The sequence below is a fragment of the Thalassotalea coralli genome, from assembly GCF_055786205.1.
Genome location: NZ_JBVVBK010000001.1, coordinates 696,273 through 718,896, shown reverse-complemented (window position 1 = coordinate 718,896; position 22,624 = coordinate 696,273). Strand labels below are relative to the sequence as shown.

The window sequence follows — 22,624 nt, the reverse complement described above, 5'->3', positions numbered from 1 at the left end:
ACACCACGCTATTTAACTTTTAAGGTCATTTCAAAAAGGAGAAAAAGGGCTAATCACATAGCCCTATTTCACAGTTTTCCCTATACCACTGTTAGAACTGGACTAATGCTTTTTAAAGAATGCATCCATGGCATCTATGGCTTTACTAACAAATTGCTCTTTATCGTACAAATCAACGTGTGACGCACCTGCAACTTGAACAAATTTTTTCGGCTCTGACGCAGCGTCATAAAAGTTTTTGGTTAGTGGCCCTGTCATCAATATACCGCTTGCAGGATCCATCGCTTTTGTACCAACAATACCGATAAACGGAGTGTATAAATATGGAGCATAAGATTGCGCGTCAGCTAGCATTGGTGCTTCAAGCATAAACGAAGGCGATAAGTGACTATAATTAGGATACGTTTGAGCGCCAGCCCGCTCAGTCATGTAGTAGTCATAGCCCTCACTCGGTGTAGCGCCGTCTTTAATCGCACTTTCTTCAGCTGTCATCCCCAAAGCATCGACGTAGTCGATTTCACCCGTTTCGTAGGCTTTTTGACGTCCAGCATTTTGCATCGCTATTAACCCTGTAATAGTTTCTCTATCCATAGTTTCAAAATAGCTAGCTTTGTTACCCATCATACCGGATACCGTTGCAATCGCCTTTAATCGCTTATCGGTAGTCGCGACAAGCGCCATGTAACCGCCCGAGGCACAAACACCTAATCCAAATAACTGCTCTTTATCTACAAATGGCAAAGTTCCCATGTAACTTACGGCATCGCGAATACTTTCGATTTTAATAAAGGAATTTTCATTGTTACGAATATCACCTTCGCTATCGCCATACCCTAAGTGATCAAATACGATGGTTATATAGCCGCGTTTGGCAAGGTGTTCCGCATAAACAGCGCCGGTTTGTTCTTTTACTTGGTTAAAAGGCGGTGAAAATACAACACTTGGGTATGTCGCCTTACTATCAAACCCCTCTGGCAAATATAAGTGACCAGCCAATTGAACACCCTGAGACTTAAAGAAAACTGTGTTTTTACCTGCATGTAAATTGTGAGACTGCATATTCGTTACCTTACCTTTCAAATGATTAATAGTTTCGATTTTTGTCGAATTAGCCAATGCACCATGACTAAACATCAGCATTGCACTAGCGACACCAACTGCTATAAAGTTTTTCATTTTGAAGTGCTCCTTACTGTTATCTGAAAACTTGTTGAATATTGTATGGAGCGGAGAAAAGTAAGGTAATAAACAAAACTGCGTAAGTTGAACACAAAACCGTTTAAAGTAAACAAATCGGCTTGTGTTCAAACAAGAAGCGTTTAAAGAATTAGTCTTTAAACGAGAATTATTCTAAGTGGTGTAAAGGTGAAACTAGCCCTCTGGCATTGCCGAAGAATGATGTTCGATGATAAGCCAGTCTTGGCCACTAGCGCGATACACAAAACTAAAGCGCGCTTGCACTGTTGAATTATCACCAAACGTAAAAGTATAAATACCTGAATGAATAGCGATATCGCCAAACAAGCGAACAGTTGACTCATCAATAACGCCTTGTGGCTTGCGTGAAAGAAAGTCGTTGAAATAGTCTTCTCTTTCTTCTTGTGTTCTGCGCACTTTATTTGAAATGGTTGGTAATAAAACACCTTCATTATCATATAAACTGGCCACTTTTTTAGGGTCGCCCGTTCTCAACGCTGCATTCCACTTATCAAATAGCTGATGTATTTCTGTCTTTGTCATTAATTATATTTCCATTAATTCTACTATAGCCAAACACATTTGTAATGTTATAACATCACCACAATAAATAACACCAAACTTGAGTGTGTTTATCAGCTCTCATTCTCACGTTTAGCTAGCTTTTGGAAACCGTTAATATGTCAAATACTCTGATTAAAAATGCACAATTAGTAAATGAAGGTAAGATCGTTATTTCAGACTTGCTCATTAAAGGTAACCGCATTGAAAAAATAGCGGAAAATATCTCAGCATCTCCAAGCGATATTATTGTCGAAGCTGACGGCAAGTTCTTATTACCCGGCATGATTGATGATCAAGTACATTTTCGTGAACCTGGGCTCACCCATAAAGGCTCTATTTATACCGAATCTCGTGCAGCAGTTGCAGGTGGTATTACTAGCTTTATGGAAATGCCTAATGTTAACCCTTCTACAACCTCAATTGAGGCATTAGAAGCTAAATTCGAAATCGCACACAAAAACTCGCTAGCAAACTATTCGTTTTACCTAGGTGCAACCGAGAATAATTTAGAAGAAATTAAAAAGCTCGACCCATCTCGCCACTGTGGCGTAAAAGTATTTATGGGGGCATCAACAGGTGATCTATTGGTTGAACATCCTGAAGCATTAGATGAGATATTCAAACATAGCCCTACCCTAATTGTGACACACTGTGAAAGCAGCCCGATAATCGATGAAAACCTCCACAAGTTAAAAACAAAACTAAACGCCAATGAAAGCGACATTACCATTGTTCACCACCCGATTATTCGCGACGCAGAAGCTTGTTATGCATCCTCTTCTTATGCAGTAAATCTTGCGAAGAAATTTGGCTCTCAACTCCACGTTCTTCATATTACTACTGAGAAAGAGCTTAGTTTATTTGAAGCAGGAGGTATTCAAGGCAAACCGATTACTGCAGAAGCATGCGTTCATCATTTATGGTTTAATCAAAATGATTACGCTGAAAAAGGCAACTTAATAAAGTGTAACCCTTCTATTAAAGCACCGTCAGATCAACAAGCACTGTTGAATGCACTACATACTGGGCAAATCGATATTGTGGCAACAGATCATGCGCCTCACACATTAGAAGAAAAACAAACCGATTACTTACCTGCACCTGCAGGACTACCCTTAGTAGAAAGTGCTTTACTCACAATGTTAGACCACGCTCATGCAGGGCGTTTATCAATGGCGCAAGTGGTAGAAAAAGTCTCGCACAACCCAGCCATTAGGTACGGCGTTGAACAGCGCGGCTTTTTACGAGAAGGCTACTTTGCCGACTTGGTTTTAGTCGATGCAAACCAAACAACATTAGCGAGCCATGAAAAGACTCGATATCACTGTGGCTGGACACCATTTGATGGCCACACTTTCTCATCCAAAATATTACACACTTGGGTAAACGGTGAACGCGTTTTTAGCGATAACAAGATTATTGAAAAACCAAGCGCCAACATGAGACTTAGCTTTGCTCGATAGCAGTCAGTTAACTAAATTTTCACAGAATTACAGGCTTAGTTTTACAGTAGTAAAAATCTAACAAAATAATGGGATAACTCGCCGAAAAACAGCGGTAGTTTCCATTGGAAATACATGAATAAAACATAAAAATAAAAGAATCTATTATAATAGGAGTTATTAAATGAAAACCTCTCTGGTTGCAGTAGCAATTTCCTCAGCCCTACTGTTCACGGCATGTAGCGACAATACTGAAATGAACAATTCTGCTAATTCACAAACTGCTTCACAAGAACAAGCGAGTGAAGCTACGGCAGCGAATCCTTTATTAACGGCTAGTACTTTGCAATACCAAACACCTGATTTCACCAAAATTAAAGATGAACATTTTTTACCAGCTTTTGAGCAAGGTATGGCAGAGCATTTGAAAGAAATCGAAGCGATTGCGAATAATCCAGAGCCTGCAACATTTGACAATACGCTTGTTGCAATGGAGAAATCCGGTAAGTTACTTACTCGTGTTTCTCGCGTTTTCTTTAACCTGACTGGAACAGATAGCAACCCTGAGCGTCGTAATATTCAAAAAACGATGGCACCTAAACTTGCAGGCCATTCAGATAACATTAACTTAAATGCTAACCTATTTGCACGAGTAGAAAGCCTTTATAACACGCGTAACGACTTAGGCTTAGACGCTGAATCGATTCGTTTAATAGAAGTGAAATACCGTAATTTCGTTCGCGCAGGTGCCAAACTTACAGAAGAGCAAAAAACAGCGATTCGTGCCATTAACGAAGAGCATTCAACGCTAACGACTCAGTTTGGTCAAAATCTTTTAAAAGAAACCAAAAATATCCAAGTGATTGTAGACTCAGCTGAGGAGCTAGACGGTCTATCTGAATCACAATTAAAATCAGCAAAGAGTGCTGCTGAAGCTTCCGGATATAAAGATAAATACGCGCTAAGTATTACCAACACGACTCGCCAGCCAATTCTTGCGTCATTAAACAATCGAGAGTTACGCCAACGTGTTTGGGAAGCGTCAGCAAACCGCGCTCAATCAGGTGAAACTGACAACCGCCCTATCGTGGCACGTTTAGCTACTCTTCGTGCTGAAAAAGCAACCTTACTAGGTTTCGACAGTTGGGCTAATTATGGCCTAGAAGCACAAATGGCAAAAACTCCGGAAGCTGTTTACGACATGCTAGGTTCTATGGTGCCTGCAGTTGTTGCCAAAACGAATCAAGAAGCTGCCGCCATTCAAGAGATGATTAAAGAAAAAGGCGGTGACTTTGAGTTAGCGCCTTGGGATTGGGCTTACTATGCTGAGTTCGTACGCAAAGTACAATACAACATAGACGAAGACGAAGTTAAACAGTATTTTGAATATAATCGCGTGTTAAACGACGGCATGTTCTACACCATGGAGCGCTTATTTGGGATCCGCTTTGAAGAACGTAAAGATATTCCAGTTTATCACCCAGATGTAACCGCTTATGAAGTATTTGACGTAGATGGCAAAAGTATTGCCATTTTCTTCGCTGACCTTTTCGCTCGCGAAGGTAAGCGTGGTGGCGCATGGATGTCTTCATTTGTTGGTCAATCAGGCTTGTTAAATCAAAAACCTGTTGTGATTAATGTCATGAATATTCCAAAAGGCCCAGAAGGCGAACCAACATTGGTAAGCTATGATCACGTAACCACTATGTTCCACGAATTAGGCCACGGTCTGCACGGTATATTTTCAGACGTAAAATTCCCGTCTCTTGCAGGCACAGCTACATCTCGTGACTTCGTAGAGTTCCCTTCTACCTTCCAAGAAGATTGGGCTGCACATCCAGAAGTTATTGCCAACTACGCTAAACACTACAAAACAGGCGAAGCTATACCAAAAGAGTTACTTGATAAAGTTATCCGCTCTCGAAGCTTCAACCAAGGTTTCGATACGTTGGAGTATTTATCTGCCGCATTACTTGATATGGAGTGGCACTCAATTTCTGCTGACCAAGATGTATCTGACGTTAATGCCTTTGAACAAAAAGCGTTAGAAAAGCATGGTGTTAAGTTAACAGCTATTCCGCCACGTTATAAGTCAACCTACTTCTCACACTCAATGGGTGGCGGCTACTCCGCAGGTTACTACGCTTACATGTGGAGTGAGATCTTAGCCGCTGACGCCTACGCTTTTGTCCAAAAAAATGGTGGACTGAACATCGAAAATGGCATGAACTTCCGCCAAAACATTTTGGAAGTTGGTAACAGCAAAGATCCAATGGAGGCATACAAAGCCTTTAGAGGTAAAGAACCAACAACTGATGCCTTACTGATCCGTCGAGGCTTAAAAGTCGGTCTGTAAATAGTTTAACTGTTGATACTAAGCCGCTCTCTTTAGGGCGGCTTTTATATCCTGCTCACTTCAAAACTGCACAGCTTCTAACGCCGTTTAATTTCTTCCATTTCATTTCTAAACGGCCTTAAATCGAGTCTCTATTTTTTCCATCACCTGTTGATTTGTTAAATTTTTGTTAAGTGACTTTTTATTCTACAATGTAGTCAAAAAGCACACAATAAATGCAATTATAAAAATATCAGGTGACTTTCATGTTTAAACGTTTTTTCATCGCAAGCTTAGCTGGCTTGCAGCTGTTAGTACCTAATGCTACAGCCAATACAGAGAATATCCCGCATCAATCAGAAGTGGTTAAGTTTACAGATGTTAAATGGGGTTACCTGAACCCTCTTAGGGGGGATAAAAGTCCGGGTGCTGCAGATTTATGGGGAAATCGCAGCCACAATGAACAGACAGGAATGTTAGTTAAATTTAACAACGGTTTTGCCTCACCTCCCCATTTCCACAATGTCTCTTATCGAGGGATTGTAATTAATGGCCTTATTCACAATGACGATATGCTGGCAGATAAGATGTGGATGGACACTGGTTCCTTTTGGACACAACCTGCTGGTGGTCCACACATAACCGCGGCAAATGATAATAACAACCTAATCTTTGTTGAAATAGATTCTGGCCCATATCTTGTTCATCCTATCGAAAAGCAGTTTGATAATGGCGAGCGACCTATTAATATTCATAGTGCAAATTTAGTGTGGCAATCGTCTGCGGTAAGTAAATTAGTTACTAGCGACAAGGCTCAGATAAGTTGGCTTTGGGGAGAGCCTTTCGATAATCACGAACGGGGATTTTTACTGAAATTGAACGCTGGATTCAAAGGCAGTATTCTCTCTCACAAAGATGATATTAAGGCTGTAGTTATCAAAGGCGATGTTGAATACTACTCGTTAGAGCACAAAGATCGAGATATACTCGAACCTGGCAGCCATTTTCGCTCTGTTGGCCGATTTCAACATAATGTCGTCACCAGAGAAGAAGCTATTGTCTACATTAGAACAAATGGCGATGTAACCATTTATTCTTCGAAAAAATAATAACGGTATAAAAATTATTGAGTTAAAGGGCAAACCATGAAATTTTTACACACTATGGTGCGTGTCACAGATTTAGACGCATCTCTAGATTTTTACATAAACAAATTAGGGCTTATCGAGACAAAGCGCAAAGAAGTTCCCGCAGGAAAATTCACACTAATATTCTTGGCGACAGCTCACGGCGAAGCAGAAATCGAGCTTACTTACAATTGGGACTCAGAAGAAGAATATGGCTCAGGTAGAAACTTTGGTCACTTAGCATTTGAAGTCGAAAACATTTACGACCTTTGTCAGAACTTACAAGATAGCGGCGTTGTTATTAATCGCCCACCTCGTTGTGGTCATATGGCTTTTGTAAAATCACCAGACGGCATCTCTATTGAATTACTACAAAAAGGTGAATCACTCCCTCCACAAGAGCCTTGGGTAAGTATGGAAAATACAGGTAGCTGGTAACTAAAACTCAAACCAGCTATTCACCTGTACTTAAAACTAACTCTAATCCTAAGCATGGAAGCTTACTTTGAAGATTATTTAGTAACCTTCAAAGTAAGCGACTTGCGCAGGTTTAGACAGCGCTTTTGGCCTTATTGACTGCACCAAAGTCTTGGCTTCATCTTTTGAATAATCAAGTTCAACCAGCAATATCGCAATCATTAACCCTGTTCTTCCTGAGCCTCCCTTGCAATGCACAGCAAGGCTACCTTTGTTTTCAAGGAGTGCTTTAATGTCAGGTAATGACTGGCTTACTGCATCACTAAAATCATCGTTAGGTGCTGCATCATCAGAAAGTGGCAGTTGAAACCATTTTAGTGATAATCGGTCACAAACATCACCAATATTTTCGGCGTTATTATTTATTAATTCTTCATCATACATCAACGAAATAATGCCTTTAGCGCCAGCAGATTTAAGTTCAGCAAGCGCATTAACCACACTCGTTTCTTTAGTGCCAGGACAAGGCGTGAATATGAAGCTTGCGCCATTATCCAGTGTTAATTTATCAAAAGGATGAGACATCTTATTCCTTATTAAATAATATTTATCTTTGTTAATTGGTTTGATTGTCAAACCAATGATGTGTTTTATTTACGATAGCTACTAATGACAGCATAACCGGTACTTCAACCAGCACACCTACTACCGTTGCAAGTGCAGCCCCCGAATGTAAACCAAAAAGTGAAATAGCCACAGCTACCGCCAATTCGAAAAAGTTAGACGTGCCGATCAAACACGCAGGGCCTGCAATTTTGTGCTTTAGTTTTAGCTTGATAGCGATGGCATAGGTTATGATAAAAATGCCGTAGGTTTGTATGATGAGTGGGATCGCTATCAACACGATATCTAACGGTTGTGCAATAATAGTATTGGCCTGAAAGCCAAACAGCAGCACAACCGTTGCTAATAGCCCGACAATCGAAAAGGGTTTAATTCCAGCAAGAAAATCACTGATAGCTTGTTCGGACTTTGACGAACGATTTAGATATTGACGAGTTAAAACTCCTGCTACTAATGGCAGTAGCACGTACAGTACAACAGAAACTAATAAGGTGTCCCAAGGTACAGTAATATCAGTTACGCCGAGTAAAAAACCTGCAATCGGCGCGAATGCAAAGATCATGATAATATCATTTACAGATACCTGTACTAAAGTGTAATTAGCATCGCCTTTTGTTAATTGTGACCAAACAAATACCATTGCCGTACAAGGGGCTACACCTAGTAAAATCATACCCGCGATATATTGCTGGGCAGTCTCTGGTGACACTAAATCTGCAAATACCCCTTCAAAAAATAGCCAACCAAGAGCCGCCATAGTAAAAGGTTTAACAAGCCAGTTAACCAGCACAGTTAGTAGTAACCCTTTCGGGTTTTTGCCAACCTGACTTAGCGTTGAAAAGTCTACTTGAACCATCATAGGGTAAATCATGATCCAAATAAGAATCGCTACCGCGATATTAACGTGTGCATATTCCCAGTTAGCCACCAATTCGAAAAACTCAGGGATGACAACGCCTAAGCCAACACCAGCGGCAATAGCTAACGCGACCCAAACAGACAAATATCGTTCGAAAACACCCAAAACTGCCTCCTAATAAACTACTTCTATTAGAGAACTAACTCTCTAACAACACATGTTATTTCGTGCTGGTCTATCGCCCATTTTGTGCAAACGGGCTAATTCTTGTTCAACCAACTCAGGCGCTTCATTAGCTGTTGAGTGAATAACACTTTTCATCCACTCAGGTAATAGAGGGTTAATTGAATAAAATACCCATTGTTTTTGCTTTCGATCAACCAAAATACCTGATTTTCTGAGCAACGCGAGGTGACGTGATACCTTAGGCTGGCTTTCTTCAGCTAAAGCCACCATAAGTTCACACACGCATACTTCTTCTTCGCAAGAGATAATAAGCAAACTTTTCAAACGATTGTCATCACCTAACGCTTTATAAAAACTGGTAGCAGAAATGATAGTTGAATTGGTCAATGTAATTACCTCAATCTAGTCGGTAAGCAGAATCACTTTTCAGCTTATCTGTTAAACTCGGCTGCACTATATAACAAAATCATTATATACACTAACATTTATATTAATTAGTTGAGTTTTGTTTAATTGTGTTATTTCCAAAATAAAGTTTTCAAATTATTTTAATAACTCGAAGATGTTGCTCTTGCTATCTGTCCACACAATCGGGCTCCGCACATGTTGCCAAGAACTATCAAAGAAACTTGCGTAACTGTCGTTAAGAATCGTTTGGTTTTTTGTTAACCACACCCATTCAGTATCGTGCTGATGTGCATTCTGTGCTTTGGTATTAAAGTATTTCAACGACAAAGAATAATGCTCAGCTATTCCTCGCATTAACGGCAGCAAATCTAAATGAGTATTTGAAATATGAACAGCTATGGCACCATCTTTTTTGAGTACTTTTTGGTACAGGTTAAACGCCTCTACCGTTAGCAAATGCTGCGGAATACTGTCACCAGAAAATGCGTCCAACACCAAGATATCGTGTAAAGGCTCAGTGCCATTATCAACTAATTGTTGAATGGACACTCTACCATCGCCTTGGATAAAGCTCACCTCAGCCTTACTATTAGTTGTATAGGTAAAGTAGTTTTTAGCGGCAGAAATTACTGCGGGGTTAAGCTCATAAAAATGATAAATATCTTGGTTTCTGCCGTAAGCTGCAAGCGTTCCTGCACCTAAACCAATCAACCCAACGTTTAATGAACTATTTTCCTTGCCTGCGGCGTCCAGTAACAAGGCTACCCCCGTTTTATCGCGATAATAACTTAACGGTGTAGCCGCCATTGTAGCGTCAAGATATTGAGTACCATGTGAAGTAGTGCCGTCAATAAGCCTTCTTTCCCATTGACCATCAATCTCTACATCTTTAACACTTATCACGCCATAAAAGTTACGCGCCTGCATGACATCTGTCGCTTGGTACAACGAATTTAGATAGGTCAAAATGAGCGCAGTAACGATAGCTCCACTCGTGTACGCACCTACAAGTGACCAAAGTTTATCCTTATCAAGCAATGATTTTATCGCGAGTAAAATCAATAAACTCACAAAAGCTAACGGGAACTCTAAATACTGATTAAATGACTCGGTGGCAACAACAGAGACTAAAACACTACCAACAACTCCACCAAATGAAAGTGCTAGATAAAATTGGGTGAGATTTTCTGTAGAGGGCTTTAAATTAACAAGTTCAGCATGTGCGACCATACTCGCGATAAACATCACCACTAAGTACATAGACAATTGTGTAATTAAGCCGAATTGAGAGCCAATAAAATACATCATAATTGCGGTTATACTTGCTAATACTAGCAAAGCAAACCAATACCAAGAGGTATACCAACGCGTCGTTTGAAAACAAATAATAAAGCTAAGTAAATACAGGCAAAGTGGTGTCACCCATAAAAACGGTACTGGGCTTATATTTTGTGTCATCGCATTAGTCGTAGACAACAAAACAATAACACCTAGTGCAGAAAAGCTGATCCAGAGTATATATTGTGTGAGCGAAACGCGGCTTTTCACGGCGTTTGTCTCTAATACCAGCCCTTTTGTCTTTAATAAACCTTTTACACAAATAACCGCCATAGAGCCTATAAAACAGGCAAAGCCCAACCACCATAGACTCCCCTGCTGTTCCAGCGGAAACAAAGGTTCAAATAAAAATGGATAGGCCAATAAAGCCAATAAAGACGCAGCATTCGACCAGGCATATAGATAGTACGGAGTTTTGTTGTTCTGTAATTTGGCATACCAATGTTGAATCAAGGGGCCTGTGGCAGACAGCATAACAAAAGGTATTCCGATACTTTGAGCAAGTACGATAACAATCTCAGCGAAAGGTTGTTGCTGTTGACCTGTAAACGAAATATCGAAATTCAAAAACAACGTACTAACCGCTAACAAAGCAATATGAACAACAAATTGATAGGCTAAATTGGGCACCTTGGATAGTGCATTAGCGTAAGCATAACCAAGTAATAATGCCGACTGAAAAAACACCATACAAGCCGTCCATACCGACGCACCACCGCCATAATAAGGCAAAAGGACCTTCGCAATCATAGGTTGAACTAAGAACAATAAAAAAGCGCTGATAAAAACAGTAATTAAATAAGGCATATCGATATGGGACGATTTACAATGAGCGCTAATCTATCACAACTAAATGGTTTGCAAAGGTAAAATTGCAAGATATTATCGAATCGTTAAAGAGATAATTTTAATCTCACCAAAAACAAACAACAGGGAATCTCATGTTAACAGTTCGTACAATAACAATAATGGCTCTGCTTGCCTCTCCTTTGACATTAGCCAACACTTGTGAGAAAGCACTACCGCAGCAAGTGCTGACTAAATTAAAGAAAAATAACTTTCAAGTACAAGACGAGGCCAAACGAAACCAATTTGCTTTGAAGCTTCTTCAATGTCTTGACAGCACAGATCCGAATATTAGAGATGGTATAGTTTACGAAGCTAACAGCAAATGGCTTAGAGGCGAACTATTGTCGACTAAGACAGTACAGCAACAATTTACTCATCTCATCGAACTGTTAAGCCAACCAAACCAAGATAAAAACAATTTCGAACAGCCTTTTGCTGCTTTGCTGCTGGCCGAAGTGGTTCGTGTTGACCGTATTGCGCCTTATCTATCTGAAAGTGATCGCCAAAAAGCCGTTGAAACGGCCGCGAACTTTATGAATAGCATTGAGGACTTTCGTGGTTTTGACGAAAAACATGGCTGGCGACACAGTGTTGCTCATACCGCGGACATTATGCTGCAACTGGCGTTGAATAAACATACAACGGCTAAACAACACACACTAATGCTCAATGCGATTATTAGCAAAGTAGTACCTGAAAATAACCACTTTTATGTTTATGGGGAAGCCCGAAGACTTGCATTACCCTTTTTATATTTAGCGCTGCAAAACAAACTAACACCAGAACAAATCGAGCAAAGTATTAAAAATCTCGCTGTACCAGCACCTTTTGAAAGCTGGAACGCTGTTTATAAATCAAACCAAGGTTTAGCGAAGCTTCATAACACCAGAAGCTTTCTTCAGTCACTGGTTACAATTACTGCAGGCAGTGAACAAGAGGTGCTAAAGACAATTAATAAAATATCTTTAAGCTCACTCAAACAGCTTTAGCGCATCTTGTTTAGCGCTAATTCCGATGGAAAAATAAAAAATATAGACTAACTTCTATAATTAACACACTTGGGAGTTGTTCTATGATTTTACTAAAAAAAATAAGTTTGGGCGTATTGTGTGCTGCCTTTTGTATTTCCGCACATGCGAGTGATAAAGCTGGCAATTACGAAGTTAGTTTATATGCTGTTGAATCCGGTGATAAGAAACTGACTGGTGAAGGTGGCTCAAGTATAGACATTGATAGCGACGTAGGGTTTGGTTTAACCTTCGGTTATCACTTTAACGACCACTTTCTTCTATCATTTGATTTTATGAACAGCAAGCCTGATTTCGTTGCAATGACAGGTGCTGAGTCGACAAATGATGAACGCTCTACCATTGCTCATCATTTAACTATCCGCCATTCACAACTAAACCTCACCTACCATTTAATGGCAGATGACTTCACTCCGTTTGTTATGGCAGGATTAGGATGGACTTTTATTGACAGTAATGTTCAATCAGGCCCGCCTAGTGGCTCATGTTGGTGGGACCCGTTTTGGTGGGAATATGTATGTGACACCTTTTACCCTAGCTATAACGATACTAACTTTACTTATAATATCGGCGCAGGAGTTCGTTATGATTTTCAGGAAAAGTTTTTTGTCCGCGCCTCCTACAATAAGCTCTATAGTGAAATAGGCGATAGCAAAGACTTAGACATGTCTGCTATTAAGCTCGATATTGGATTTTTATTTTAGACAGACATAAAAAAACGCGCTAAAGCGCGTTTTTTTATGTTAATCAGAGCACTTAACCAATAACTTTAACGCTAAGCCCCCTGTACTTCCTCTAACGCCAACAAACTATTATCGGCAGCAGTTTCAATATTATCTATGGCATCCAGAGGACAACGGATTGATCTAACACCTATAGCACGATTTCTTCCTCGCTCCTTAGCTAAGTACAATGCTTTATCTGAAATCACTAGTAAATCATTAATATCTTTATCACTTTGAACGCCAGGCACGACGACATAACCAATACTAATCGTTATCTTCTCAGGGGAGTCATCAATGATGAACGGAGTTTCGGCAATAAGGTTTAATACACGCTCGATTACAATCTCTATTCGTTGCCTCTCAATCGCAGAAAAAACAATAATAAACTCTTCACCACCCGTTCTAACAATCTTGTCCATTGAGCGCACATCATTTTGTAAACGTGAAACGACTTCTTTCAAAACGTCATCACCAATTGCATGACCAAACGTATCATTCACCTTTTTGAAATGATCGATATCAAATGCAAGTACAAATACAGCATCGCCTTGTTCAGATGTTTTAAGCATCTCAACTTTTACATGTTCTTCAAAGTATCGACGATTAAAGCTATTGGTTAATGGGTCATAGAAGCGCTGACGATTGATCTCTTCATTTTCTGCGCGTCGCTCTCTAATAATTCGTAAAATACGGTTAATCAAGCCAATAACGAGTATAAAAGATAGAACGCCGATAACGGAATATAAAACAAGAACCTGTTGCTCTGAACTTTTCAACTCTTTTTGTTTTTCTTTAAGTTTGGCATGAGCAAAGTTATCGTCTTCACGCCATACATTTCTGTTCGCCTCATAAAACACGTTGTAACGATTAAGTTGCTGTTCAATCACTTGGCTTTGATTTAATTCAACAAAGGTTTCAAAAGCTTTTAGTGCTTCCAACTCGTTACCCATAACTTTAGCAAGTCGATAGCGTTGGTCCCATGCGCGTATACTAGGCTCTTGCCACTTATTTTTATTAAAGTATGCGATAGCTTTGTTAAAAGCTTTCTCTGACTGTTCTAATTTCTGCTCTCTCAACAGCAGAAAGCTCCTCATTAACGACACATTGTTGTGTAAATACTGATCATCGTAATCATCAGCATAACGTTGTGCACTATCAATTTTTTCTAACGCTGCCTGAGTATCATTTAATAACAACAGCGTAAAAGATAGATATAACTGAAAATACGGTACGTCTCGGTGAAGCTGTTTACTGCGCGCTTCTTTAATAGCCTGTTGAAAGTAAGATTTAGCAATATCGTACTCGCCTCTGACCACATGGATATGACCACGAGTTGCCAATAATTCTTGGTAGTACCAGTGACTTCCGAGTATTTTATATAGCTGTTGCGCAGCTTCATTGTGTTCCAACGCTAAGTCATACTGGTGAGTTAAATAGTAAATTTCAGCAAGGTGCTGACTCGTAACATAAGTACGAAAATTGTCTTGATTTTGCTGCGCTACATCTAATGCTATCAATAGCGCTTTTTCTGCGGTGCGATAGTCACCAACTTTTCTAAACAAAGAGTTAATATTGACGCTAATCCAATACCGCAGCGTAGCTAAATCTGCTTGTTGCGCGAATAAAAACGCCTTATTGATGGATTGCTGGTATTCATTTTGATCTTTTTTTAGCTGTGCAATGCTAGATTGACACAATGCTGTAGCCGCACGAACGGAGTAATTTTGTTGATGATCTACCGACAACGCCAAAAGTTTGTCTAAACTATTCTGAGCAAGCTGCGAGGCCAAATTAGAGCGTAATAAACAATCATAAGTGAGTAATAGAGATACTTCTGCGACAGACGCAGACTGGTGTTTGGCGATCAATTTTTCCATGTGCTCCAATACAGCAGAATTATCACCACTGTATGTATTCGCCACCGCATCCATTTCTAATTCAATAGGTGTAAAAATGTATTGTTTACTTTCTTGTGAGAAAGTAGGTAAGGAAAGTAAAATTCCTATCAATGCAATGGTTATAAAGGCGTACATATCCCCTCTTTTCATCAGCCTAGTCGAACACTTATCCATCATAGTATATATAACAATCTTGATGGTTACAGCCCCTGACTATAATAAAAATATATTCTTTATCAACTCTTTATTCATCGTTGAAACAATTCGAATACATAAGTTTATTACCAGTAAATAGGCTAAAGCTGAGAGGTTATCTAACGTTTAAAGAATAGCTTCCTTGTAAAGTCTTGTAATTTTTTGTAGTTTGACGTTCTAACTATTGAATAGTTATCCGTATACAAATTACGTTCAATTACGAATTGGCAACAAGCGAATTATGCTTGCTGCCACAATTTGTCACTAAATTCCTGAACTGACGTATTTTGCCCACTCATTAGCCAAGAAACTATTTCTTTTGCTACATCTGGCGTATAACGTTGTGGCTGCTGTGGTAAGTTGGTCAACCACTGCCAAATAACTTTGCTATCTAGTTCGGTCATAACCTGCCCAAAACCTAGTTGTTGAAGTGCTAAAGCATTCGACTGCTGCTCCATTTGTCCATCGATAGGTTTTGTTAATATAGGTACTCCTAGATGAATACATTCACTATTAAGTTCAAAGCCACTATTGCAGATAACTCCACTAGCACGTTTTAAATCGGCTTTAAATCCTTCGTAACAAGCCGTTCTCAAGTCAACGTTTCCTTGATGACCATTATCTAAGTCTTGTGAGTATTGAACAAAATGAAATTCAGGAAAATCATTGAGTAATTCGGTAACATAATGTTGATCTTCAAACGGTAAATAGACCACGATTGGCCCTGACTCTTTACTACGTTGCAAAGTAACATCGATAATCGGTGGCAATACGTTATTATCAAATTTTGACCAATGGAGTCCGAAAGATTGCTGCGCAGGTGCAAAGTTTTTCATAATAAACTTCGCAATAAAGTTTTCGCCTGCCACAGGCGTGTTAGGCCCAAACGCATACTGATGACCAATAGCTAATGACTTTTTCCCAGCCCTTTTAGCTGCCCACGCGGTAATAGGCTCAAAATCAGTGATAATTAAATCGTATTGTTCGACATCTAACGTGTAAATATCTTTAAAAAAGCTAAACACATTGTTGTGCTTTAACGTTTGCCAATAATCCATTTTACCGGCGCTTGTTATAAAAGTTAGTCCTTGTCGATATAGGTAATCACCAAAAATTTCCATATCGAAAAGTTTTTCTTTTTCTCTACCAGAAAATAAGTAAGTTACGTCAACATCGAACTGTTGTAAGTATTTTGCCATTACTCGAGAACGAGAAATATGTCCGTTACCTGTTGCTTGAATGCCATAGAGTATTTTCATATTGTTACCACAAAGTAAGCGATAGAGGTGCCGAGCAATGCGCCGGCTATAGTGTCTGTTGGGAAATGAACACCCAAAATAACCCGAGAGGCAGCTATCATAGTTGCCCAAATATATAAAGGCCAAGCAGCTACGCCGATAAACCATATAGCTAACCCAGCTAATAAAAATGCTGCCATCGTGTGCCCTGATGGAAAGCTAAACTGATCAGACGCACGAATAATGCTGGTGAAATCTGGGACAACCTCTGGTGGTCTGCGTCGTTTTAAACAATTTTTCAGAACGAAATATATAGGTCTTTCAATTGCGAACGCTAACAACGCCAAGAAAAAAAATTGATGACCCGTTTCAGGACTTAACAACCAATAACTGAGAGGAAAAAGCACCTGCATAAAGCCGTCGCCCGTACGCGATAATGCTCTCGTCATCGTAATAAATTGCGGGTAGTATCTCGACTTTCTGCACCAAAGCAATAAACGAAGATCTACCTGATAAATGCTTTCTAACATAGCCATAATGACAAAGGTAGAGGGGAAGTGTGACAGAGAGGTGACACATTTTTGTTGTTTAGATGACAAAATTTAGCCAAAAGCATCCTACTCGCTCGCACTTTCACAAATGGTGACTAAAATTAGTATCAACAGGTGAATATACCAACACTGGTGAAACGTTGTTTCTATATTTATTCACCCAATGGTGTATTCAACGCTTTATTTCTTCAATGCTTAAAAATGAAATACCTGTATAAGTGAGAATTCCTATGATGTTTCGTTGGATAGAGTATGTAGCGTTATTTTGGTTACTCCCTATCTTACTCATTATAAATCGCGAGTTTGTTGCTCAATATGCGGTCGCAATTATTGTTTTACTGAGTTGTTGCTGTACTTATGTACTATGGCAAAAAGGTGTTTTACAAAAACACTGGCAGCGTACACTTAATTTAAAAAAGGCAGATCTGACACCACTTCTTAAAACCTTAATTCTAGTGACACCAGCTTTGGTTGTACTAACATTAGTCTTGCTCCCCGAACGACTACTCTTTTTACCATTAGAGCAGCCTCAATACTGGTTGTTACTCTTATTGCTGTACCCGATATTATCTGTGATCCCACAAGAACTCGTTTTTCGTACCTACTTTTTTCATCGCTATAAAAAACTGTTCAAAAACAAATCTCATCGCGCTGTATTAGGTAGCATAAGCTTTGGATTAGCCCATTTTATCTACGGAAACTGGATAGCTGTCATGCTATCTTTTTTCGCGAGCTTAATTTTTAGCTTTCGGTTTATCGAATCTAAATCAACGGCAATTGTTGTTATAGAACACAGTTTAATGGGCTTGCTTATTTTTACTTTAGGGCTGGGCTACTACTTCGTCGCTCAACCAATCGCTTAGTACAACTTGCTTACCACAACATTTGATTGAAAAAAGACGATAGTTTGTCATTTAGCGATCATAATGTAGTCATCTATTAGTCATATTCAATCAGCAAACTGATGTAAAATTAAAATACTGTTTCCTTGATATGGCTGATTTAGCGACAACCTCTGTCAATTTCTCCGCTTCTGTACATGCAGATAATGCATTTCTATCGTCTTCATTATATGGCCATCTTTCAGCACTTTTGTCGATAGCGTCGATAACGCCAAACGACCTTGGTTGCCAACAATACTTAAATGACCAGCTAACTGCTCTCGGTTTTACTTGCCAGCAGTTTAACTGTCACGGAGTCAGTAATTTAATCGCTAAAATAGGTACAGGTAATACGAGAATAGCCTTTGCTGGTCATACCGATGTCGTTCCACCTGGTGATGAAACACTATGGCAAAACCCACCTTTTGCCCCAACAATCACCGGTGAAAAATTGTTCGCCCGAGGCGTTGCCGACATGAAAGGTGGTATTGCCGCCATGCTATCAGCTTTTGAAGAAGTGCTTCCTCAACTTGATCTTGCCAAGTATCAATTTTACTTTTTGATCACTAGCGATGAAGAAGGTGAAGCAATACACGGCACACAAGAAATTGTCGACCGCCTCGCCAGACAAAACCAGCTGCCACATTACTGTATTGTTGGCGAACCTTCAGCAAGTGCTAAAACGGGTGATGCCATCAAAGTAGGACGAAGAGGGGCGATTTCAGGCGAAATAACCATAAAAGGTAAACAAGGCCATGTTGCCTATCCTCAATACGCGCAAAATGCTGCGCACTTAGCTGCAAAATTTGCTTATTACCTGAGCGAACTAGAGTGGGACTCAGGCAGTATCGATTTTCCTGGCTCTAGCCTACAAATAACGGCAATAGAAACTGGGCAATGGACTGATAATGTTATCCCTGGCCAAAGTAAAGTTTGCTTTAATGTGCGCTACAGCCATAAACACACAATGCAACAGGTTATGCAGCGTATCGAAATGTGTTTATCTGAAAAGTTAACACCAGAGCTTTCGATGTCGATTGACTGGCAGCGCCCTTGCGATCCTTATTTTACTGATAAACAATCACAAAATGCCCAGTCACTTATTGCCGAAGCAGAGCAAGCTATTTATCAAACCTGTCATTTGTTTCCACGCCTTTCAACGTCTGGCGGTACGTCTGACGGCAGATTCATTGCCAGCGCTGGTTGTCAGGTCATCGAACTTGGTGTGCCAAATGCTACAATCCACCAAATCAATGAACATGTGAAAATTTCGGATTTAGTTACATTAGAAAGTATTTATCAGAAACTATTAATAAATTTGATGAAAGCTTAATTTTCAACAAAACGAAAAAGTTAATCAATCTCAGTTCTGTATATGGGTAGGTATTCAAACTGCTGATTTTAAATTAGTGAGCTCTTTCCCTCTTTACACTAAATAGTTATTTCAATAGAGTGACAAATCAACAAGTACACTTCAGTTTACGAGAAAGGTGAAGGAGTTAGTTATTAATTTAACCTTTAGAATTAACAAAGGGCACATATTTACAGAAAATAAACATGAGCCCTTAAATCATTTAATAGACAGCAAAAATTTAATCGTCAGATAAATACCTTGCACGCTTCTTCGCTTTTAGTTTCTCTATATCTAATAGCACTAAACCATCAATACAGTCAGCAAAATCAGCATCGACACCAAAGTCTAAAAATTGCACCCCACCCTGTTCAGTTAGTTCACTGTATTGCTTATACAAGGTTGGAACACTAGTGCCCATGTTGGCTAATAAATGCTTTAATTTAGTAAAATCTGCTTTGTAGTCATCGCCGACAAACTGCTCTTTTAATGTATCTACCACAGATTGTTGAATGGTAAATGGTGAACGTGATGGTGCTAAATCTTGCTCACCACCAAAATACAGCTTATAGAAATAAACCATCAACTCTTTCGCCGCTTGTGGCATATTATTACTAATACTCACAGGCCCAAACAAGTAGCGATATTTTGGGTATTTACGAATAAAAGCGCCAATTCCGTACCACAGGTAATCTAAGCTTCGTTTACCCCAATACTTTGGCTGAACAAAGCTTCGCCCAAGCTCTAAACCTTGCGACAGATAAGGGTTCATCTCGTTACTCAACGCAAATAGCGTATGAGTGTACAGGCCTTTAATGCCGTGTTTTTTCAATACTTCGTCAGTATCAGCTAGACGATATGCCCCGACTATTTCTAAATCTTCATCATCCCAAAGAATCAAATGTAGATAATACATATCGTATTTATCTATATCTCTTCGCAAACTAGAGCCCTCACCGACAGCACGAAAAGCTTGCTCACGTAACACGCCAATCTCGCGCATAATGGGATCACCTTCCGTAAAGCGATAAAGATAAATCTGCTTACCGTCTTGAGTTTCCCCTAAATGTTCACATTGCTTAATCGCTTTTTTCAGTAATTTTGGATCTTCACGATGCGCAATAGCTGATTGAGTAGCAAATATTTCAGACTGCCCTTTCTTTAAACGATATAGATGACGCTTGAACAGCTTAGTTTTAGTTTTAATATCAAACTTAGCTTGCTGATAGCTTTCATAGGGGATCTGCTTACCCACACGCATTGGGATGTCTTTGCACTTTTGCTTAAACATTTCATCAACCAACAACAATGTAGAGGCAGGTTTGTACATCATAGAAACGCCATAGAAAGTTGCTGAATTCTTTGCATCTATATAAACAGGAACAATAGGCGCTTTTGCTTGCTTAGCAAAACGTAAAAATCCACTGTTCCATTTAGTATCTCTTACGCCTGCAGGTCTTAATCGCGACACTTCACCTGCTGGAAAGACAATAATAGCGCCATCACTTTCTATATGCCGATTGATGGCTTTTAGATTTTCTTTCGGTGTCTTACCGCCCATATTATTCACAGGTAACAGTAAGGGCTGCAAAGGCTTTAGCGTCATCAACATACTATTTACGACGACTTTCACATCGCGGCGAATATCACTGACTAACTTAATCAAAGCTAAGCCATCCATAGAGCCTATTGGGTGGTTGGCAATGATAACAACACGACCTTGGCTTGGAATATTTTCACGTTCACAATCTCTAGCAGAGTAACTTACATCTAAGTGCTGTAGACATTGTTCGACAAAATCAAATCCGGTTAAATGCGGGTATTTTTCTTCAAATTCCTGAAACTTATTCTCATGAAGTAGAGACTTCAATACCGCTTTAACTGGTTTTTCTAACCAAGGTTTACCTTGAATATTAGGTAAATTTTGTTGGACAACTTCGTCGATTTTTATCATTTTTTCATGCTCCATTACTGCATTGTGACCACAATAATTAGAAACGATGACAGTTAGGTGACCCTGAGGTGACGCTTTTATTGCATCGTCATAAATGCGTAACAAGGAGTGCTAAAAAAACCTATAATTTACAGACAAATACAAAAACTAAGCTACACTAATAGCAGTAGTTTGTTACTTACGTTGTTACGCATAATTGGAAACTGGCTTTACTAATGAAACATCCATCAACGATTAAGCACATAAAAACTCAAGAAACCTTACATTATGACTACTTAGCTATCAGTAAAATCTCCAGCAAGGCCGATTACCACGAACAACTCAGTTACTGGCAAAAGCGTATGTTAATGGTGCAACAAGCCTATTATCACCAAGGTCACAGAGCTATCATTTTACTTGAGGGATGGGATGCTGCTGGAAAAGGAGGGCTAATAAGGCGTATAACTGAAAAGCTCGACCCAAGAGGCTTTAGAGTCTTCCCATTTGCAGCACCTTCACCAGCAGAGCAAGGCAGACACTATTTATATCGCTTTCAAAAAGCCTTGCCGCCACCGGGAAAAATATCGATTTTCGATCGCTCTCATTACGGTCGCGTACTAGTTGAGCGTGTTGAAGAGTTTGCCAGTGAAAAAGAGTGGCAAAGAGCCTACCAAGAAATAAATGAATTTGAGCGAACTCTCACAGATGATGGTGTTCGTATCGTTAAGTTATTTATGCATATATCTAAAGAACAGCAGTTAAAACGGTTTGTCGAGCGCTTAGAAAACCCTTACAAACGCTGGAAGTTAACCGAGGAAGACATTCGCAATAGAGAAAAGTGGCCACAATACGAACAAGCAATTAACGATATGCTAGTAAATACTTCTACAGAGCAATCACCTTGGCATGTTATTCCAGCAGAGCACAAATGGTTTGCTCGAGTAGAAGGAATAAAAACGGCTGTAGAAGCCCTAGAACAAGGCATAAACATTGAGCCTCCACCTATTGATAAAGACTTTGTAAAAATAGCTAAAGAAAAACTAGGTATCGAATCTGATACCTGAACTAATGATAAAACTAATAGCTAAATAGTTGGCTACATTTTTGATAGACTAACGACTATTCTCAGAAATTTAATTAATTGCTAGCGCATAATAATCGCGAAAGCATATCACTAGAACTAAATCATGAACCGCAAAAAGAAAGTCAAAACAACTTTGCTTGCAAAGAAGAAAAAAGCGAATGCTAAACTGAACAAAAGCAATAAGCCTAAATACATCTCCAAAGCCGAGAGAGCGAAACTTGAAGAGCAACAACAAAGCGAAAACGTGCAACCGTTAATAGAATAAATCTTAACTATATTACCTAAACCATACTTCTACAAAAATATCATCAATTATACCAATTTGATGAAGCTGGTATAATTTACTTACACATATTGTACTTTCTTACTGGTAATTTAGATTGTTCTTAATTAG

The 22,624-nt window shown here is 39.4% G+C and carries 20 protein-coding genes; 10 read left to right on the top strand and 10 right to left on the bottom strand.

The features are described 5' to 3' along the window. Positions 1–102: 102 nt before the first annotated feature. Positions 103–1,176 (bottom strand): alpha/beta hydrolase, encoded by a 1,074-nt coding sequence (locus ACOB80_RS03230; protein ID WP_473164360.1) that lies wholly within the window; start codon positions 1,174–1,176, stop codon positions 103–105. Positions 1,177–1,371: 195 nt separating this feature from the next. Continuing rightward, on the bottom strand, positions 1,372–1,740 hold the full coding sequence (locus ACOB80_RS03225; protein WP_473164359.1) for an SgcJ/EcaC family oxidoreductase: 369 nt from the start codon (positions 1,738–1,740) through the stop codon (positions 1,372–1,374). Positions 1,741–1,877: 137 nt separating this feature from the next. On the opposite strand from ACOB80_RS03225, the gene ACOB80_RS03220 reads away from it, so the two are divergent. From ACOB80_RS03220 to ACOB80_RS03205, 4 genes are all read left to right on the top strand, one after another. After that, the gene (locus ACOB80_RS03220; RefSeq protein ID WP_473164358.1) at positions 1,878–3,224 is read left to right on the top strand and encodes a dihydroorotase; all 1,347 of its coding nucleotides are present in this window, start codon (positions 1,878–1,880) and stop codon (positions 3,222–3,224) included. 163 nt (positions 3,225–3,387) lie between these two features. Next, positions 3,388–5,559: a M3 family metallopeptidase gene (locus ACOB80_RS03215; protein WP_473164357.1), complete on the top strand. Its 2,172-nt coding sequence runs from the start codon at positions 3,388–3,390 to the stop codon at positions 5,557–5,559. 245 nt (positions 5,560–5,804) lie between these two features. Further along, positions 5,805–6,647 carry a DUF4437 domain-containing protein gene (locus ACOB80_RS03210; protein ID WP_473164356.1) on the top strand — a complete coding sequence of 281 codons (843 nt, stop codon included), beginning with the start codon at positions 5,805–5,807 and terminating at the stop codon, positions 6,645–6,647. Between the two features lie 36 nt (positions 6,648–6,683). Beyond that, positions 6,684–7,103 carry a VOC family protein gene (locus tag ACOB80_RS03205; RefSeq protein WP_473164355.1) on the top strand — a complete coding sequence of 140 codons (420 nt, stop codon included), beginning with the start codon at positions 6,684–6,686 and terminating at the stop codon, positions 7,101–7,103. A 78-nt stretch (positions 7,104–7,181) separates the two neighbouring features. Here the strand turns inward: ACOB80_RS03205 and ACOB80_RS03200 are convergent, their stop codons facing one another. The 4 genes from ACOB80_RS03200 to ACOB80_RS03185 all read right to left on the bottom strand — a co-directional run bounded on the left by ACOB80_RS03200 (position 7,182) and on the right by ACOB80_RS03185 (position 11,247). Then, complete coding sequence (locus tag ACOB80_RS03200) at positions 7,182–7,667, bottom strand: phosphatase domain-containing putative toxin (protein ID WP_473164354.1); 486 nt, start codon at positions 7,665–7,667, stop codon at positions 7,182–7,184. A 31-nt stretch (positions 7,668–7,698) separates the two neighbouring features. Further along, positions 7,699–8,730 (bottom strand): ACR3 family arsenite efflux transporter, encoded by a 1,032-nt coding sequence (gene arsB, locus ACOB80_RS03195; protein ID WP_473164353.1) that lies wholly within the window; start codon positions 8,728–8,730, stop codon positions 7,699–7,701. A 42-nt stretch (positions 8,731–8,772) separates the two neighbouring features. After that, positions 8,773–9,138 carry a metalloregulator ArsR/SmtB family transcription factor gene (locus tag ACOB80_RS03190; RefSeq protein ID WP_473164352.1) on the bottom strand — a complete coding sequence of 122 codons (366 nt, stop codon included), beginning with the start codon at positions 9,136–9,138 and terminating at the stop codon, positions 8,773–8,775. 156 nt (positions 9,139–9,294) lie between these two features. Next, complete coding sequence (locus ACOB80_RS03185) at positions 9,295–11,247, bottom strand: spermidine synthase (RefSeq protein WP_473164351.1); 1,953 nt, start codon at positions 11,245–11,247, stop codon at positions 9,295–9,297. Between the two features lie 191 nt (positions 11,248–11,438). On the opposite strand from ACOB80_RS03185, the gene ACOB80_RS03180 reads away from it, so the two are divergent. Both ACOB80_RS03180 and ACOB80_RS03175 read left to right on the top strand, forming a co-directional pair. Beyond that, positions 11,439–12,335: a DUF2785 domain-containing protein gene (locus tag ACOB80_RS03180; protein WP_473164350.1), complete on the top strand. Its 897-nt coding sequence runs from the start codon at positions 11,439–11,441 to the stop codon at positions 12,333–12,335. Positions 12,336–12,418: 83 nt separating this feature from the next. After that, a complete protein-coding gene (locus tag ACOB80_RS03175) occupies positions 12,419–13,078 on the top strand; it encodes an outer membrane protein (RefSeq protein ID WP_473164349.1) in 660 nt (219 codons plus the stop codon). A gap of 71 nt (positions 13,079–13,149) precedes the next feature. Here ACOB80_RS03175 and ACOB80_RS03170 read toward each other — a convergent pair whose 3' ends face one another. The 3 genes from ACOB80_RS03170 to ACOB80_RS03160 form a co-directional block, all read right to left on the bottom strand. Then, the gene (locus ACOB80_RS03170) at positions 13,150–15,132 is read right to left on the bottom strand and encodes a tetratricopeptide repeat-containing diguanylate cyclase (RefSeq protein WP_473164348.1); all 1,983 of its coding nucleotides are present in this window, start codon (positions 15,130–15,132) and stop codon (positions 13,150–13,152) included. A 299-nt stretch (positions 15,133–15,431) separates the two neighbouring features. After that, the gene (locus tag ACOB80_RS03165) at positions 15,432–16,451 is read right to left on the bottom strand and encodes an MJ1255/VC2487 family glycosyltransferase (RefSeq protein ID WP_473164347.1); all 1,020 of its coding nucleotides are present in this window, start codon (positions 16,449–16,451) and stop codon (positions 15,432–15,434) included. Continuing rightward, positions 16,448–17,029, bottom strand: coding sequence for a phosphatase PAP2 family protein (locus tag ACOB80_RS03160; RefSeq protein WP_473164346.1), 582 nt, complete (start codon positions 17,027–17,029; stop codon positions 16,448–16,450). Before ACOB80_RS03160 ends, ACOB80_RS03165 begins: the two co-directional genes overlap by 4 nt. Positions 17,030–17,211: 182 nt before the next feature. Between ACOB80_RS03160 and ACOB80_RS03155 the strand changes: the two genes are divergently transcribed. Next, positions 17,212–17,844 carry a CPBP family intramembrane glutamic endopeptidase gene (locus ACOB80_RS03155; RefSeq protein WP_473164345.1) on the top strand — a complete coding sequence of 211 codons (633 nt, stop codon included), beginning with the start codon at positions 17,212–17,214 and terminating at the stop codon, positions 17,842–17,844. 130 nt (positions 17,845–17,974) lie between these two features. Beyond that, positions 17,975–19,195 (top strand): succinyl-diaminopimelate desuccinylase, encoded by a 1,221-nt coding sequence (gene dapE, locus ACOB80_RS03150; RefSeq protein ID WP_473164344.1) that lies wholly within the window; start codon positions 17,975–17,977, stop codon positions 19,193–19,195. Positions 19,196–19,454: 259 nt separating this feature from the next. Here the strand turns inward: dapE and olsF are convergent, their stop codons facing one another. Further along, complete coding sequence (gene olsF, locus ACOB80_RS03145) at positions 19,455–21,167, bottom strand: bifunctional ornithine lipid synthase OlsF (protein WP_473164343.1); 1,713 nt, start codon at positions 21,165–21,167, stop codon at positions 19,455–19,457. Positions 21,168–21,382: 215 nt separating this feature from the next. On the opposite strand from olsF, the gene ACOB80_RS03140 reads away from it, so the two are divergent. After that, positions 21,383–22,210: a polyphosphate kinase 2 family protein gene (locus ACOB80_RS03140; RefSeq protein ID WP_473164342.1), complete on the top strand. Its 828-nt coding sequence runs from the start codon at positions 21,383–21,385 to the stop codon at positions 22,208–22,210. 123 nt (positions 22,211–22,333) lie between these two features. Continuing rightward, on the top strand, positions 22,334–22,495 hold the full coding sequence (locus ACOB80_RS03135) for a DUF2986 domain-containing protein (protein ID WP_473164341.1): 162 nt from the start codon (positions 22,334–22,336) through the stop codon (positions 22,493–22,495). Positions 22,496–22,624 lie beyond the last annotated feature (129 nt).